Here is an 18,019-nt window from a genome sequence, read left to right as displayed (position 1 = left end):
ATATTAGGAGGATTTATCCACATGGTTAATTTCAAGTCAATTGCAGCATCAACTTTAATCGCAACAACAGTAGCTTCAACAGTAATCCCTTTCAATGCACCAACTGCTGACGCAGCGACAGCAAAGAAAGCAACTTGTTCTAAAACACCTAAAAATGTAATCTTAATGATTGGTGATGGTATGGGGATTTCACAATTAGGTGCTTACCGCTACTACAAAGACAATGAAAAAACACCTGGTTTAGACAAAATTTTCTTTGATCAATATTTAGTAGGTTCTCAATTAACAATCAGTGACGATGAAAAATTAAACATCACTGATTCAGGTGCTGCTGGTTCTGCATTAGCAACAGGTGTAAGAACTTACAATGGGGCAATTTCAGTTGATAAAAACAAAAAACCTGTTGAAACTGTATTAGAAGCTTATAAAAAAGCAGGTCGTTCAACTGGTTTAGTTGCAACAAGTGAGTTAACACACGCAACACCTGCAGTATTTGCTGCGCATAATGAATCTCGTAAAAATGAAATGGATATTGCTAAGCAAATGTCTCGTACTGTAAAAGTAGGAAAATACAAACGCCCAATCGTTGATGTCATGCTTGGTGGGGGTGTTGATTTCTTCAAACAAAAAGATGAAAACGGTAAAGTGACTTTAGACTTAGTAAAAACTTTAGAAAAACGTTCTAAATTTAAATACGTTACAACACGTGATGCAATGTTAAAAGAAAAAGCATCTAAATCAAGTCGTTTAATTGGTTTATTCGCTCCATCTGCGATGAGTAAAGACATCGATCGTCCAGCTGAAGAGCCTTCTTTAAAAGAAATGACAGATACTGCAATCAGCAAGTTATCTAAAAACAAAAAAGGTTTCTTCTTAATGGTAGAAGGGTCTCAACCTGATTGGTCAGGTCATGCTAATGACTTAACTGGTATGATGAGTGAAATTGCTGCTTTCGATAAAGCATACCAATCAGCTGTAAATTATGCTAAAAAAGATTGTAATACATTAGTAATTGCTTTAGCTGACCACGCTACTGGTGGTTTATCAGTAGGTACAGGTGATAAATATGAATTCCATCCAAAAGTAGTTAACAATATGAAGATGACTGCTGAAGGTTTAACAGCTAAATTAATTGAAGACGGGGCTAATATTGAAAAATTAATCTCTGATAACATCAAATTTGAAGATTTATCTGCTGAAGAGCGTCAAGCAATCGTCAATGCTGCCACAGCAAAAGACGAAACAGCAACATTAAAAGCAATCAATAAAGTTGTAGACGTTCGTGCAAATGCTGGATGGGGATCATTAGTTCATACTGGTGAAGAAATCCATGTTTACGCATATGGCCCAGGTAAAGAGAAATTTGCAGGTGTTCAACATAATATCCAAAATGCTACGAACATCAAATCATTCTTAAAGAAATAATAATAGAACGAATGAAACCGGATGAGCAACATTGCTCATCCGGTTTATTTTATTTCTTCAATTCAATTGACTCTCCTGAACGTAGTTTATCAGCTATTTCATCTAGTTTTCTTAGACGATGATTCACGCCTGATTTAGATATAACACCTGTAGAAACCATTTCACCTAATTCCTTAAGTGATATGTCCTGATGTAATACCCTTAGACGTGCTATTTCTCTAAGTCGCTCCGGTAATTCATCGATTCCAATTTCCTGGTCGATTAATTTAATATTCTCTACTTGTCTCATCGCTGCGCTGATTGTTTTATTTAAATTTGCTGTTTCACAATTCACAAGACGATTAACAGAGTTACGCATATCTCGTACAATTCTTACATCTTCAAACTTTAATAGCGCCTGATAGCCACCAATGATACTGAGAAATTCAGAAATCTTCTCTGCTTCTTTTAAATATGAAATATAACCTTTTTTACGTTCTAAAGTTTTTGCGTTTAATTCATATTCATTCATTAATGCTGTTAAACCAAGTGAGTGGCTTTCATATAAAGAAAATATTTCAAGATGGTAAGAAGATGTCTCAGGATTATTAACTGATCCCCCTGCCAAAAAAGCACCGCGTAAATAGCTGCGTTTACAGCATTCATCTGATACTAAAGACTTATCGACAATTTGTTTAAACTCACCATCAGTTAATATTTTAAGTTCGTCCAGAATTTCTTTCGTTTTCATTTTTATTCTACAGATATAGACATTATTTTTTTTAAGTTTCATCTTCTTACGAACGAGCAATTCAATATCTACACCAAAGATTTTCTTCGTTAAACTATATACTCGTCTTGCAATCGCAGCATTTTCAGATTGAACATTGATTACCCATTTCATGTTCTGAATGCTCAAATTACCATTCATACGAATTAGCGCTGATAATTCTGCTTTACTACAGCACATATCTGTTTCAATCCGCGTTAATTCATTTTTCATTTCTGAGGCAAAAGACATATTACTCGCCTTCTTTCTGGTTAAACTCTATTGTACTGATTTCACTTAATGCAAGTTCATATATCATATCAGCGAGGATTTCATTATTATGACGTACAATACCGTCTAAATTGATATCAACAAGTTCGTTATCAGTAATCAGTTCAATGCCCATTTTTCGGATGCTATCATAATCGCAATGAACAAAAGTCGAATTGTTTCGTGCATAGTTATCATGAATTTTATTATCAAATGTAGTATCATTTGCAATAACAAATTGTATAAATGGCTGCCCAACATGCTTATGAATCGCTTCAATATGATCACCGACTGTATAATCAATCGTTTCACCGCGTTGTGTCATGATATTAGAGACATAAAGTTTTTTAGCATCACTTTTTACAATCGCTTCAGCAAGTTCATCCAAAACTAAATTCGGGATGATACTTGTATATAGACTACCTGGTCCCATTACAATCAAATCAGATTCAAGTAAAGCTTCTACCGCTTCTTTCATCGGTTTAATGTTTGAAGGTGTCAAAAATACACTTTCAATTTTTTTATCTTTTAAAGGTATTAAAGATTCTCCGACTACAATTTCTCCGTCCTCCATAATTGCATTGAGAATAGGGCTCGTATTTGTAGAAGGTATTACTGTACCTTTAACATTTAATATTTTGCTCAGCTCTTTGACCGCATGCCCAAAATCACTTGTTACATCTGTCATTGCAGCAAGCATCAAATTTCCAACTGGATGCCCACCTAAAGTTTCATCATTAAAACGATACTGAAACAATTTCTCAAGCATCGGCTCCACATCGCTTAATGCTGCAAGTACATTACGCACATCTCCAGGTGCGGGTATATCCATGACATCACGAATTTTACCAGTACTTCCACCATCATCTGCTACTGTTACAATTGCCGTTATTTCTACAGGATAATGCTTTAAACCTCTCGCCATTACGGATAATCCTGTACCACCGCCAATCAGACAAATCTTAAGCCTTCTCATCAATGATTCCTTCTATTAATGCATCTCTGTGGCGAGTATTCAATTCAAAATCAAAGAAATCTATCAGTTCATTGCTAATACGTTCTGCTAAAGCAACAGAACGGTGTTGACCACCTGTACATCCAATCGCAATTACAACTTGTGACTTTCCTTCACGCATATATCCAGGAATTACAAATTTCAATAAGTCCATCAGCTTCGTATAGAATATTTCAGTTTCTTTCCATTTCATCACATAATCATAAACACGTGCATCCATTCCAGTTAAAGGACGTAGTTCCTCAATATAATAAGGATTCGGTAAAAATCGTACATCAAATACAATATCTGCATCTATTGGCACACCATGTTTGAAACCAAAACTCATCACATTGATAGAAAATATATTATCTTTTCCAGAGCCGAATAATTCAATCACTTTTGAACGTAATTCTTTAGGCTTAAAATCTGATGAATCAACAATATGGGTTGCAACGCCTCTTAAATCTGCTAGCAATCTGCGTTCTTCATTTATTGCTTCTAAAGGTGTTCCACCAGATGAAATAGGATGCGTTCGACGTGTCGCTTTATAACGCGAAACAAGTACATTATCATTTGCTTCAATAAATAATACCTGAACGAGTATATCTGTTAAATTTGTTATATTTTGAAGTTCTTCACGTAAATTGTCAAAAAAATCTTTACCACGTAAATCTACACCTAATGCAACACGTGAAAGTGACTGATTATTATCCTGCATCAATTCAACAAATTTAGGTAATAATATTGGCGGTAGATTATCAACACAGAAATAACCTAGATCTTCTAAACACTGAATAGCAACAGATTTTCCAGCGCCGCTCATTCCTGTTACAACGACTAATTTTTTAAAATTTTCTTCATTATTCACTGAAATCCCCCTCAAAAAGCTATTACTTCTATAATACATGAATTCATAAAAATAGACACGCGAATGCGTATCTATTTTCTGGTTATCATTAGTCGTTTAAAGATTCAATATAGTGTTGTGCATTTTGTGCGGCAATACTACCATCACCTGTTGCAGTAACAATTTGTCTTAATTTTTTAACACGTACATCTCCTGCAGCATAAATGCCAGGAATGCTTGTTTCCATTTCATCATTTGTAATAATGTATCCTACTTCATCAGTAATACCTAAATCTAAAAATGGTTTCGTTAATGGCTGCATTCCGATATATACGAACACACCGTCTGTTGGTACAGTTGATTCAACACCATCATTATCAACTAACGTTACAGAACTCACTTTTGTATCTCCGTTAATTGATTTTAATGTTGAATTCCAGATGAAATCAACTTTTTCATTTTTAAAGGCACGATCCTGTAAGATTTTTTGTGCTCTTAATTTATCTCTACGATGGACGATTGTAACTTTGTCTGCAAACTTAGTTAAGTATACACCTTCTTCAACTGCAGAATCTCCACCACCGATAACGATTAAGTGTTTCTGTTTAAAGAATGCTCCGTCACATACAGCACAATATGAAACGCCTCGGCCACCTAATTCCTGTTCACCAGGTACACCAATCTTTTTATATTCAGCACCAGTTGCTATGATTAGTACTTTTGCTTTTAATTGTTTCTCACCTAGATCGATAATTTTCATATCTCCGTCTAATGTTACAGATTTAATATCTCCATATGCATATTCAGCACCAAATTTTTGCGCATGATTAAACATTTTTGTAGATAAATCTGGTCCAGTGATTAAATCAAATCCCGGAAAGTTTTCTACATCTGCTGTGTTTGCCATTTGTCCACCTGGCATACCACGTTCAATCATAATTGTTGATAGATTAGCTCGCGATGCATAAACTGCTGCAGTCATTCCTGCAGGGCCTGCACCAACGATTACTACATCATATTCTTTTATTTCAGTCATTTTCTTACCTCCATTATTTCAATTCGTAAGTTCAATATACAACAACTTATTAATTTTAAATATTATTTTGCTTAAAGGCATCATATACTTTTACAAAATGATAACGCGTCGTATTAAATTTTTCGATAACTTCTCGCTTAGTTATTTTATCATTCGACATCCTCATATATAAGAAGTAACATACTGCAGTGTATGCCTGGATATTTTTCAGATCCATCTTAGCATCAATAATTGCTTCAGCTTTTTCAATCCAATAATCAAATAAAGCAATATCATATACTTCATCGATTAACACTTTCAATCCTTTATGGATAAAATCAAGTTTTATTAGATTAATATTATGAAAGATATATGAAAGGTAGAGCTTTTCAAAGTCAGGCATACCTTCTAGAATTTCCCATACTTTACGATTGATAATAAGTGTCTTATCATTCATCTGCGAAATTAAAAAGATGCCGATCAAACGATGATTGCGATCGATATGTTCAAGAAGGGGTAAAATTTCATCACTCAAATATTGTTGGCCATCATAAATTTGCCTCGGACTAGGTCCTGGATTCTGTACCATTTCAGTAAGATTTGCCCACAATTGATCAGACTGACTGTGATGACCTAAAGCAAAACTATTAAAACTAAGTGCGTGTAACATTTGACTATTCACAAATTTACCCTTTTTGTACAATGGTAAAAGTAAATCTTGAGATGATTCAAATTTTTTCAGGAAACTTAGCACGATACCTAGCTTAAACTTCTCTTCATCATTAATCGGTACAATTTTTTTTAGACGTTTTAAATATAATTCATACTGTTCTGTTTGATTCGTATTATATAGCAGTAGAGTATAATGACAAAGTGCATGTATATCTGTCGCATCTTCATATAATAGCTGCTCTAATATCGCGCCACTTTCCTTGTATTGTCCGATAAAAAGTAAAGTCATCGCTTTTAAATTACGTATTTCTGAACGTTCCTGTATATCAACAGGCTGATAATTAATCCAGTCCAGCGCTAATTCATAATGAAAGTTCTGAAAGAAATTCTGAAAGATATAGTGCACAACAAAACTTTCACTTTCACTTTCAACCTTTGACTGATCTTCGTAAAATACTTCAAACAATGTCTGTAGTTCATCAAGATATGAAATATCATCTGAATGCAAGCAGTAGTACATACCAAATAAAAAAGCCTTATTAGGATCGCGACGTTTTACGAACAGTTGACTGAGTTCATAAAACACATCTATACAATCAAAATCCGTACTTAAATACTTAATTAACGTTTGTTCTGCATCATCAAACTTACCAATCATCTGTAAACATTCTGATAAGCTTTTATTTACTTTCCATTTGTTTTCTTTTTGAAGGGATTTTATATAAAATGAGATGGCTTCATCATATGATTGCTGGCTCTGTTTTTTTAAACCGATCTTATAAAATTCATCATCATTACTAGGAAATTTTATAATGTTATCCATCCATCACACCCCTTTTTATGTCGATACTTCAATTATACCTTATTTTTAATAATCATTGGATTACCATATGCAAATGAATTTTCCGGCACATCTTTGGACACGAGTGTCATCGCTCCAATGATTGCATTATCACCGATTGTTACGCCAGGTAATACGAGTGCATTAGCACCTATTAATACATTTGATCCGATTTCAATATTTCCAATACGATACTCGTCGATTAAATATTCGTGTGTTAACAAAGTAGCATTGTAGCCTATTACTGAATTATCACCGATTGTAATTCTTTCAGGAAACATCAAGTCAGGCATCGCTTTATATGCAATTGAAGTTTTATTGCCGATTTTCATACCGAGAAATATGCGATATAAATGACGTTTTAATTTAACTGAAGGACATATTCTGCCACTTTCTATCACAACAAAATTCTTGGCTACTTTAATAAATGAAACTGTGCGATACATATGCCATAAAGGATTAACTCCATTTGATCTAATGCTTGACGTTTTGCGCATCACTTGAACTCCTCATCGGAAAATTAACGTCTTTATATTTAGGCAATTGATATTTAAAATTACGATAAATCCATATCGCAAGTGCAGCAATGATAATCGTAATTGAAATCATCTGTGCAATTCTTAAATGTTCCGTTAACATTAAACTGTCCGTACGCATACCTTCGATGAAAAAACGTCCGATTGAATACCAAATGGCATAGCTAAGTAACGTCTGGCCAATCTTCAAATGTTTGCGGAGTAATAATAAAATAACAAAACCCGTGAAATTCCATATCGATTCATAAAGAAAAGTAGGATGATAATAAACGCCGTCTATCTTCATGTTGTTAATGATGAATTCAGGTATATGAAGTTGCTCTAAGAAACTTCTTGATACTTCCCCACCATGCGCCTCCTGATTCATAAAATTCCCCCAGCGTCCGATTGCCTGACCAAGAATAATACTTGGTGCTGCAATATCACCAAGCTGGAAAAATGATACATGCTTCTTGCGTGTTAAAAAGTAAGCCATCCCAAGTGCTCCAATCAAGCCACCATGTATCGCTATACCACCGTTCATAATCATCGGTATCTCAGACAGATGTTCTTTATAATATGACCATTCAAATACAACATAATAGATTCTCGCACAAATTATGCCCGAAATTACTGAACTGATCACAATATCTATCAGCGTATTTTCAGGAAAATGCTTCTTTTCTGTTTCACGTTGTGCGAGTAGATATCCAAGTAATATACCTACCGCTATAATGACGCCATACCAGCGAATTTGTATCGGACCAAGCTCTAGTGCTATAGGGTTAAGCGTTAACAGCATTTTAAATCTCCTTTAATGATTGATTTTTAATTTGTGCATTTAACCTGTCATTAAAATCTTTTGCAGTATTTGTACCCATCTTATTTAATCGATAATTCATCGCTGCAACTTCGATTATAACAGCTAAGTTACGTCCAGGTCTTACCGGTACAGTTTTCTTTGTAATCTTAGAGTCAAGTATCGTTAATGTTTCTTCTACTAAACCCACACGATCATACGTTTTATCTTTCGCCCAGAATTCAAGATTGACATTTAACATTAGTCTTTTTTCAGGTAATACACTACCAGCTCCAAAAAGTGTCATGACATTGATAATACCTAAGCCACGAATTTCAAGCAGATGTTCAATAAGTTTCGGTGCTTTTCCCATTAAAACATTTCTTGAAATTTCTTTAATTTCAACATTGTCATCAGCAACCAATCTATGTCCACGTTTAACAAGCTCCAATGCCGTTTCACTTTTCCCTACACCAGAATCACCCGTGATGAGTACACCGACTCCGTATACATCAACCAAAACACCATGAAGACTTGTTTCAGGTGCGAGCTCTCTTTCCAGGAATGAAGAAATTTTATTGATTAAACTTGTCGTAACATCACTACTACTTAACAATGGTGTTCCTTTACGGTTACAAGCATCCACTAGTTCTTCAGGCGCATCAATATCTCGCGTTAAAATAATACAAGGTGTTTCTTTTCTACATAGTTTTTGCATACGTTCTCTTCTGTCTTCTTTACTCAATGTTTCGAAAAACGACATTTCAGTTGTTCCGAGCACCTGTATTCTATCAGAAGAATAATGTGAAAAGAATCCTGCCATCTCTAATCCTGGTCTCGATATATTCGTATTGATAATAGGAATTTCTATCGCTACATTACCTGCAATAATTTCTAAGTCAAACTTCTCGATCAATTCTATACTTGTTATCATGTTAAACCTCCATCATCCAATACTTTCATATTAAATAACTTTACGCAATAATACAATTTAAAACGACAAAGAGACACTGACAAATTCATGTCAATGTCTCTTTATTATTTACTGACGTTCTACATGTCGTTTTAAATATCTTCCTGTATAAGATGCGCTTGATTCCATAATTTGTTCCGGGGTACCAATGGCGATAATCTTACCGCCATTGTCACCACCTTCCGGTCCTAAATCAATAATATGATCTGCTGTTTTAATTACATCTAAATTATGTTCGATAATCAGGACAGTATCACCATTTTCTACAAGCTTCTCTAATACTTTAAGTAATCTCGCAATATCATCGACATGAAGACCTGTTGTCGGCTCATCCAGAATATATAAAGTCTTACCGTTACTTCTACGGTGTAACTCACTGGCTAATTTAACACGTTGTGCTTCTCCACCCGATAATGTAGTAGCAGGTTGTCCCAACTTCACATAACCTAAACCAACATCTACTATCGTTTTTAGTTTACGTTTAATTTTAGGAATATTTTCGAAGAAGTGATATGCATCTTCTACTGTCATATCTAATATATCAGCAATATTTTTATCTTTATAGGTTACTTCTAATGTTTCGCGGTTATAGCGTTTTCCGCCACACACTTCACACGGTACATATACATCTGGCAAGAAGTGCATTTCTATCTTGATGATACCATCACCTCGACAAGCTTCACATCTGCCGCCCTTAACATTAAAGCTAAAACGGCCTTTTTGATAGCCGCGTAACTTCGCTTCATTCGTTTGACTGAATACATCGCGTATATCATCAAATAGTCCTGTATATGTGGCTGGATTTGATCGTGGTGTACGTCCGATAGGTGATTGATCAATATCAATAATTTTATCAATATGCTCAATACCTGTCACTGCGTCATGGGGACCAGGTTTTGCTTTTGTTTTATATAATTTTTGAGCAAGTGCTTTATACAACACATCATTAACTAAGCTACTTTTACCTGAACCTGATACACCAGTGACTAAGGTCATCATACCTAATGGAATATTGACAGATACACCCTTTAAGTTATTACTTGTCGCATTTTCGATGGTTATAAAACGTCCATCTGGTTTACGACGCGTTTCAGGCATTTCTATTTGTTTTTTACCACTTAAATATTGCCCTGTTAATGACTTTTTATTTTTCATGACTTGATTCGGTGTACCTTGCGCTACAATTTCACCACCATGTACACCCGCGCCTGGTCCGATATCAATTAAATGGTCTGCAGCAAGCATCGTATCTTCATCATGCTCTACAACAATCAATGTATTTCCCATATCTCGCATAGACTTCAATGTATCAATTAGCTTATCGTTATCTCGTTGATGTAACCCGATGGATGGTTCATCCAATACGTACATTACACCTGTTAAACGAGAACCAATTTGCGTTGCTAATCTAATACGTTGAGCTTCTCCACCTGAAAGCGTTCCAGCGGCACGGTTTAATGTTAAATATTCAAGACCAACATTGTTTAAGAAACTCAAGCGTTCAGTAATTTCCTTTAATATAAGTTTAGAGATTTGCTGCTCTTTCTCAGTTAATTCAATCGAATCATAATATTTCAATGCTTCACCGATCGAAAATTCTACAACTTGTCCAATGTGTTGGTCTTTTATCTTCACACTCATCGCTTCATTTGAGAGTCGATAGCCATGGCACGTATGACAAGCTTCATCCACCATATATTTACGCATTTGTTCGCGTGTATATTCAGAAGGACTTTCCTTATAACGACGTTCGATATTATTTAATACACCTTCATACTGCATTACACGTTTACGCGTAACTCCATTATCCTGTTTAAATGTAAAAGATATTTCGTCATTATGACCATATAAAATAATATGCTGTTCTTCTTCTGTTAACTTTTCGAAAGGTTTTTTCATACTGATATTAAAATGTTTACATGCTTGCTTTAGCAAAGTTGGATAGTAGTTAGAACTAATCGGTTCCCATGGCAGAATCGCTCCTTTATCAAGTGTGAGCGATTTATCCGGAATAACAAGGTCGACATCAACCGATAATTTAGTGCCTAATCCATCGCAATCAGGACAAGCACCAAACGGCGAATTAAACGAGAACATTCTCGGTTCTAGTTTCTCAATTGAAAAACCACAAATCGGACATGCATGATGTTCAGAAAACTTTACCTGCTCACCGCCAATAACATCTACCACGACATTCCCTTCTGCAAGTTTTAAAGCATTCTCTAAAGAGTCTGCAAGTCTTGCTTCGATACCTGGCTTTACAACAAGACGATCGACTACTACATCAATATCGTGATTTTGATTTTTATTTAAATCAATTTCGTCGGTAACATCATATACTTCGCCATCAACCTGTATACGTGCATAACCTTTTTTAGAAATTTCTTCTATCAACTTCTTATGTGTCCCTTTTCGCCCACGAATAACTGGTGCGAAAATCTGAATCTTTGTACGCTCTTCCATCGCCATAACTTTATCTACCATCTGTTGAATCGTTTGTGATTCAATCGCAATACCGTGAATCGGACAATAAGGTATACCGATACGTGCATATAACAATCTCAGATAATCATAAATTTCAGTAACTGTCGCAACTGTACTTCGTGGATTCTTGCTCGTCGTTTTCTGATCAATTGATATCGCAGGCGATAACCCTTCTATCACATCGACATCAGGTTTATCCATTTGGCCTAAGAACATTCTGGCATAAGCACTTAGTGATTCTACATATCTTCTTTGACCTTCAGCATAAATAGTATCGAAAGCTAAACTTGATTTACCCGATCCTGAAAGTCCAGTCATAACGACCAGTTTATCACGCGGTATTTCTATATCTATATTCTTTAAATTATGTGCTCTCGCACCTTTAACTACGATTGATTTATTTTTCATATTGTCACCCTTCAGCTTTAAGCTCAAATAAAATGTCTCTCAGCTCAGTAGCACGTTCAAAATCAAGTGCTTTTGCTGCTTCTTTCATTTCATGCTCAACTTTTTCAATCATTGCATTACGCTCTTTTACTGTTAATTTTTTCTTTTTCTTATCTTTAGTCGGTAAATCTTCTGCAACATCTGGTGTTGCACTAATTATATCGCGTACTTTTTTATTAATGGTCATCGGTGTGATGCCATGTTCTGTATTATAACGCTCCTGAATTTCACGACGACGATTGGTTTCATCAATCGCTATCTTCATTGAATCAGTCATTTTATCTGCGTACATGATAACTTTCCCTTGATCGTTACGTGCAGCACGACCGATTATCTGAATTAAAGAACGATGACTGCGTAAGAAACCTTCTTTATCCGCATCAAGAATTGCAACGAGAGATACTTCAGGAATATCTAATCCTTCTCTTAATAAGTTGATTCCGACAAGTACATCGAAAACACCTAATCTTAGATCACGAATGATTTCTATACGTTCTAAAGTTTTTATTTCAGAATGAAGATAGTTAACTTTAATTCCTGCTTCCTTTAAATAGGTCGTTAGATCTTCACTCATCTTCTTCGTTAATGTCGTAATGAGTACACGTTCATTTTTTTCAATACGTTGTCTAATTTCTTCCATTAAGTCATCAATTTGATGTTCAGATTTACGTACTTCAACAATTGGATCAAGTAATCCAGTTGGTCGAATAATCTGTTCTACCATTTCATCTGTATGTTCAATTTCATAAGGCCCTGGTGTTGCAGAAACATAGACAAACTGATGTCCTTTTGCTTCAAATTCTTCAAATTTAAGCGGTCGGTTATCAAGCGCACTCGGCAATCTGAATCCGTGATCTACCAACACATTTTTACGTGCCTGGTCACCATTATACATACCCCTAACCTGTGGCAATGTAACGTGACTTTCATCCATCATGATTAACCAGTCATCACCGAAATAATCAAGTAAAGTATAAGGTGTTGCACCTAGTGGACGTAATGTCAAATGCACAGAATAATTCTCAATGCCTGAACAGAATCCCATCTCACGCATCATTTCTAAATCATAGTTCGTACGTTGCTCTAGACGTTGTGCTTCAAGTAATTTACCTTCTTTTCTAAATTTTTTCAGCTGTTCTTCCAATTCTTTCTCGATACGTTCAATTGCAATCTGCATTTTTTCTTCACGTGTAACGAAGTGACTGGCTGGGAATAATGTGAAATGCTCACGTTCCTTAAGTACTTCTCCTGTTAAGTAGTTAATTTCACGAATTCGTTCAATCTCATCTCCAAAGAATTCAACACGTACACATTGCTCGTCACGAGAAGCCGGAAAAATTTCGACGACATCTCCACGCACACGGAATGTACCACGTTTAAAATCGATGTCATTTCGTGCATACTGAATATCAATTAATTTACGTAATAATTGATTGCGTTCAACCTCCATCCCTACACGCATACTTACAACCATATCTTTATATTCTTCAGGGTTTCCTAATCCATAGATACAGCTTACTGAAGCGATGATGATCACATCATCACGTTCAAATAAAGCACTCGTTGCCGAATGTCGTAATTTATCGATCTCATCGTTAATCGATGCATCTTTCTCGATAAAAGTATCTGTAGAAGGCACATACGCTTCAGGTTGATAATAATCATAATAACTCACGAAATATTCAACACGATTATCAGGGAAAAACTCTTTAAACTCACTATATAATTGACCTGCTAAAGTCTTATTATGGGCCATAATTAACGTAGGTTTACCAACTTCTTTAATAACATTACTCATTGTAAACGTCTTACCTGTACCTGTTGCACCAAGTAAAGTCTGATGACGCTTACCTTCTTTAATACCTTCTACGATTTTTTTAATCGCTTCTGGCTGGTCGCCAGCAGGCTTATAATCTGATTTAATAACAAACGGATGATGTTCCATATGCGCCCTCCTTTTCGATAATATTTTACCAAAAAAAAAATAAAAAATACAAACATTTGTTCGGACGAGATATTACACTAACTTTATCATATAAAAAGAAAACAGCTCAGAACATAAAATGTTTGAACTGTTAGTCATTTCCTTTATCTAATTTATAAAAGTCCACAATTAAATAACCAATAATTAGACTCATCGTATCTAAAAATACGATCATCTGTGAATGAAAAAATCCTTTATAGACTGATACACCGATTACTATAGTAGATAGTATCATGCCCGTGTATTTATTTCTGACAATCATACTAAATATAACGACCATAAGCGCTGGTAATAATGAGGCTAACCAATACCATATCGTCATAGATCTGACTCTTTTACTTCTAATATTGATACCGTTAATTCCTTTAATTCTGAACGTGGAATAAATTTTTCCTGTAACATTTCAGGAAGTATATTTTCAAGGAAATCCTGTACACAATGTAAGTGGTCAAATTGTATAATTGTGCGTAAGCTCTTTTCATATATTTCAAAGAATAGCGGTTCTGGATTTCTTTTCTGGATCTCTCCAAAAGACTCGTATAGTAAATCAATTTTATCAGCCACTGAAAGGATTTGACCTTCTATCGTTTCATCTTTTCCTTCTTTTAATCGTTCATGATAAATCGCTCGATAGCTTTCCGGAAATTCAGAGTCTATAAAACGTGCAATCATCTGTTCTTCCACATCACTGAATAATTGCTTAAGCTCTTTAGAAGCATATTTAACAGGTGTTTTTATATCACCTGTAAAAATTTCAGGATAATCGTGGTTGAGTGCTTTTTCATAGACATTTTTCCAGTTAATCTCAGTGCCATGATATTCTTCAACTGTAGCAAGATACTGAGCAATTTTTGTAACTTTAAATGAGTGACTTGCTACATTATGCTCCTGATATTTGAACTTACCTGGACAGCGTATTAGCTTTTCTAAGTCAGATAAACTTTTAAAATATTGATGTACACCCACTACAATCACTCCTCTTTATTTTAAATCTGCTATTATTTTTTCTAACTTATTTCTATTGAGTTCACCAATATAAGTTTTTAAAACCTTACCATTTTTATCAACAAAAATTGTTGTAGGAATATTGTTAATCTTATATTGTTTCATTTGTGCTTCATCTAAAACTAACATCGGGTATTTCGCTTTATACTGCTGTATAAACGCAGTTCGCTTTTTCTCTTTGTCCTGCACATTCATACCGATTAATCCTACATGATTAGGTTTCTCGTTATCAAAAGCAACAAGTTCAGGCATCTCTTCATTACATGGGCCACACCATGATGCCCAGAAATTAATGATATTGATATCATGTTTTAATTGTTCTTTCAATTTAAATTGATTTGATTCTAAATCATTTACCGTTACATTACTAATATTTTGATTGTTGATAGGATGTTCATGGGTTGTTACCTGCTTTGCATCATCTGAAGCTGTATTAAATTGTGTCGCTTGATAAATACTATATCCCACTAAACTTAAAAATATAAAAAGAAGTATTGCCGTGATTAAATGCTTCATCTTTCCACCTCAATAGTTATTATGTCTATCATAACGTAATTAGAAATAAGTTTAAACCTAAGTCAACTTAAAAACAAAAAAGAAGATGAACCATTTAATGTTCATCTTCTGTATAATTTTAATAAATATATTGATAGTTTCCTTTTTGATATTTAGAAATCACACGATAAGTCTTAACACCTTGACGAGGATAATTCATTTCTGATACTAAAATTGATCCATTACTATATGTTCTTTCCACTACTGCAACATGACCATAATATCCACTTCGAGAAACAAGTACAGCACCTTTAATTGGTGATCTTCTAACTTTATATCCTGCATAACGTGCTTTATATGCCCAGTTTGCCGCATTGCCCCAATACTTACCAACCGGTCTTCCTAATTGTGCACGACGTTGGTATGCATAATATGCGCAACTTCCCCAGTAATAAGGATTTGAATATCCATAAGAACCAGCCTCAGCTGTTTTAACTTGTGATTGTGGCATAACTTCAGTAAACTCGGCAGTAGTCAATAACATCATAGTAGTAATAAATGATAAAACGATTTTTTTCATGATTTCTTTTTCCTCCGAATAATATATTTATGTATAAATAATGAATTATTTATCAACAGAAATTATATTACCATAAAGAAAGTATTAAGAATTCAATGTTACGGATATGTAATACAAGTGTCATGACACACGTAATTTTTTGCATCAATATTACAAAAGTATGTTCAGTTTGTAATACTATAGTAGATTTATGCTCTAAATATTACTTCTCTCATTAAGATTTCAAATTTTCAAATTATTATATATATATATTTATATTTTATTAATTTATAGCATCTAAAATCGGAAAAACTAAAAAATAAAAACGCATGACATAATAGACACGCGCTTCTATTAAACACCATATTAATAACGATAATATCCTGTAATCGTTCCACTAATGTAATTTACTGCTCGCTGGCCCACTCCAGCTTTTGGATTCAATGCATCAACCATCTGGCCATTGCCAATGTAAACTCCGACATGACTGCCATTATTAAAAAATACAAGGTCTCCCGGCTGTGGCTGTAGAACTCTTGTACCGACTGCCATCTGTTCATAAGTTGTTCGTGGAATTGATTTACCTAAAGCTTTTAAGACTTGTTGCGCAAATGCTGAACAATCTACAGCATTATTACTGTTGGCACCATAAACATATGATTTACCTTCAGCAATGCGATGGGCTATTCGTGCAACATCGCCTTCAATCATATTGAATGGTTTTTTTTGAGTCGACTTATCTACTAGTGTATTTAATTGAGTATTTTCTTCTGATATTGCATTCGATGACTCATTCAATGACTGACTATTTTGAGTATAATATTCAGCATCAATATTTTGGACATCCGATTCAGATGAATAGTTTTCATCTACTGTGACTTGAATATCATTACTATCCATTTCTTCATTAATATCAGTTTCTTCGTTGTTTAAAGATTCTTTTAATTCTTTTTGATCAATTTCATCAAGTATTCTTGCCGAATCCGGTGAAAGCGCCGGCGTTACATGATGGTTTTTACGTTTTTTTTCTTTATATTTACGATAAGCATCTTCAGAAACAATTAGTTTTTTACCTATTGTCAACTCATTTGAAGATAATCTGTTCCAGAATCTAACTTCAAATGGTGTAATCTTAAATTTCTTCGCGATACTCTGTACTGTATCATCTTTTGTCACTTTATAGTAATCTGATGAAATCTTTATTTTTTGTCCTGGCGTAAGCTGTGTTTCATTCAAATTGTTTAAAAGCTTTAATTCATAGACACTTGTACCATTTTCTTTTGCAATCGTATAAAGTGTATCACCTTGCTTCACATGATAATTACTTGCTTGTGCCTGTGAAGCAACTGTAATGATTGTTGTTAAGCCAACAATCGATAAAACTAATCTTTTCATATTGTACAAATGCCTCCTGTAAGCCCATGTGTTTACTTAAAAATAATATAGCATATGTTCATCTAATTTCAGGCATTTGTTACGTACTTGTAATATTATCTTTAAGTATTCTATAAAATTTTATTATTTTTGTTTTGCTAAATACTTCGCTATATTTTCTGCATCTTTACCTTCAACTAAATTCTTTGGCATAGAGCCTTTACCATTCTTTATAATTTCTAAAATTTCCTGTTCAGAATATTTTCCTCCGACCTTTGTTAAGTTTGGTCCGCTTCCACCTTCTAAGTCTTTACCATGACATCCAATACATGAACTATTGGCAAATGCTTCTCTGCCTGGATCATTTGAAGTTGTTTTGTCCGTTGTTTTTTCTTCTTCACCATTTCCACATGCCCCGAGTACTAATGCTGAAAGTGCAAGTCCTGTAAATAATTTTTTCATGATAATACCCCCATATTTTATATTACTTTAATTATACCCAAAAAAGAGATAGTGACAAATGATTGTCTCTATCTCTTTTATCGTTAATACTTTTATTAAACATTTGG

The 18,019-nt window shown here is 34.4% G+C and carries 17 protein-coding genes; 1 reads left to right on the top strand and 16 read right to left on the bottom strand.

Going from position 1 to position 18,019, the window contains the following annotated elements; all coding sequences use genetic code 11:
- The first annotated feature begins 21 nt into the window (after window positions 1–21).
- Entirely contained in the window at window positions 22–1,425 is a 1,404-nt protein-coding gene (locus BHU61_RS01530; protein WP_111714309.1) for an alkaline phosphatase, read from the top strand.
- Window positions 1,426–1,474: 49 nt separating this feature from the next.
- Here the strand turns inward: BHU61_RS01530 and whiA are convergent, their stop codons facing one another.
- The 16 genes from whiA to cccB form a co-directional block, all read right to left on the bottom strand.
- Window positions 1,475–2,425 (bottom strand): DNA-binding protein WhiA, encoded by a 951-nt coding sequence (gene whiA / locus BHU61_RS01525; RefSeq protein ID WP_111714308.1) that lies wholly within the window; start codon window positions 2,423–2,425, stop codon window positions 1,475–1,477.
- 1 nt (window position 2,426) lies between these two features.
- Entirely contained in the window at window positions 2,427–3,419 is a 993-nt protein-coding gene (locus BHU61_RS01520) for a gluconeogenesis factor YvcK family protein (protein WP_111714307.1), read from the bottom strand.
- Entirely contained in the window at window positions 3,406–4,347 is a 942-nt protein-coding gene (gene rapZ / locus BHU61_RS01515) for an RNase adapter RapZ (RefSeq protein WP_111714306.1), read from the bottom strand. The genes BHU61_RS01520 and rapZ overlap by 14 nt, the downstream gene beginning before the upstream one ends.
- Window positions 4,348–4,396: 49 nt before the next feature.
- Window positions 4,397–5,323: a thioredoxin-disulfide reductase gene (gene trxB, locus BHU61_RS01510; protein ID WP_111714305.1), complete on the bottom strand. Its 927-nt coding sequence runs from the start codon at window positions 5,321–5,323 to the stop codon at window positions 4,397–4,399.
- 55 nt (window positions 5,324–5,378) lie between these two features.
- On the bottom strand, window positions 5,379–6,797 hold the full coding sequence (locus tag BHU61_RS01505; RefSeq protein WP_111714304.1) for a tetratricopeptide repeat protein: 1,419 nt from the start codon (window positions 6,795–6,797) through the stop codon (window positions 5,379–5,381).
- Window positions 6,798–6,829: 32 nt separating this feature from the next.
- The gene (locus BHU61_RS01500) at window positions 6,830–7,312 is read right to left on the bottom strand and encodes an acyltransferase (protein ID WP_111714303.1); all 483 of its coding nucleotides are present in this window, start codon (window positions 7,310–7,312) and stop codon (window positions 6,830–6,832) included.
- Complete coding sequence (gene lgt, locus BHU61_RS01495; RefSeq protein WP_111714302.1) at window positions 7,290–8,132, bottom strand: prolipoprotein diacylglyceryl transferase; 843 nt, start codon at window positions 8,130–8,132, stop codon at window positions 7,290–7,292. The genes BHU61_RS01500 and lgt overlap by 23 nt, the downstream gene beginning before the upstream one ends.
- A gap of 1 nt (window position 8,133) precedes the next feature.
- A complete protein-coding gene (gene hprK / locus BHU61_RS01490) occupies window positions 8,134–9,063 on the bottom strand; it encodes an HPr(Ser) kinase/phosphatase (RefSeq protein WP_111714301.1) in 930 nt (309 codons plus the stop codon).
- 108 nt (window positions 9,064–9,171) lie between these two features.
- Window positions 9,172–11,994 carry an excinuclease ABC subunit UvrA gene (gene uvrA / locus BHU61_RS01485; protein WP_111714300.1) on the bottom strand — a complete coding sequence of 941 codons (2,823 nt, stop codon included), beginning with the start codon at window positions 11,992–11,994 and terminating at the stop codon, window positions 9,172–9,174.
- Between the two features lie 4 nt (window positions 11,995–11,998).
- The gene (uvrB, locus tag BHU61_RS01480) at window positions 11,999–13,978 is read right to left on the bottom strand and encodes an excinuclease ABC subunit UvrB (protein WP_111714299.1); all 1,980 of its coding nucleotides are present in this window, start codon (window positions 13,976–13,978) and stop codon (window positions 11,999–12,001) included.
- Between the two features lie 130 nt (window positions 13,979–14,108).
- Complete coding sequence (locus tag BHU61_RS01475) at window positions 14,109–14,339, bottom strand: CsbA family protein (protein WP_099580343.1); 231 nt, start codon at window positions 14,337–14,339, stop codon at window positions 14,109–14,111.
- Window positions 14,336–14,983, bottom strand: a complete 648-nt coding sequence (locus tag BHU61_RS01470) for a YfbR-like 5'-deoxynucleotidase (RefSeq protein ID WP_096077093.1) — start codon at window positions 14,981–14,983, stop codon at window positions 14,336–14,338. Before BHU61_RS01470 ends, BHU61_RS01475 begins: the two co-directional genes overlap by 4 nt.
- Before the next feature lie 15 nt (window positions 14,984–14,998).
- Window positions 14,999–15,538: a TlpA family protein disulfide reductase gene (locus tag BHU61_RS01465; RefSeq protein WP_096077094.1), complete on the bottom strand. Its 540-nt coding sequence runs from the start codon at window positions 15,536–15,538 to the stop codon at window positions 14,999–15,001.
- 118 nt (window positions 15,539–15,656) lie between these two features.
- Complete coding sequence (locus tag BHU61_RS01460; protein WP_111714298.1) at window positions 15,657–16,097, bottom strand: CHAP domain-containing protein; 441 nt, start codon at window positions 16,095–16,097, stop codon at window positions 15,657–15,659.
- A 345-nt stretch (window positions 16,098–16,442) separates the two neighbouring features.
- Entirely contained in the window at window positions 16,443–17,471 is a 1,029-nt protein-coding gene (locus BHU61_RS01455) for a C40 family peptidase (RefSeq protein ID WP_111714297.1), read from the bottom strand.
- A gap of 123 nt (window positions 17,472–17,594) precedes the next feature.
- A complete protein-coding gene (gene cccB / locus BHU61_RS01450; RefSeq protein WP_096077097.1) occupies window positions 17,595–17,912 on the bottom strand; it encodes a cytochrome c551 in 318 nt (105 codons plus the stop codon).
- Window positions 17,913–18,019 lie beyond the last annotated feature (107 nt).

Origin of the sequence: Macrococcus epidermidis (assembly GCF_003259695.1) — a bacterium.
Taxonomy (GTDB): domain Bacteria; phylum Bacillota; class Bacilli; order Staphylococcales; family Staphylococcaceae; genus Macrococcoides; species Macrococcoides epidermidis.
Note: the sequence above shows the minus strand (reverse complement) of the source record. Positions and strands in the feature narration are given on the sequence as shown.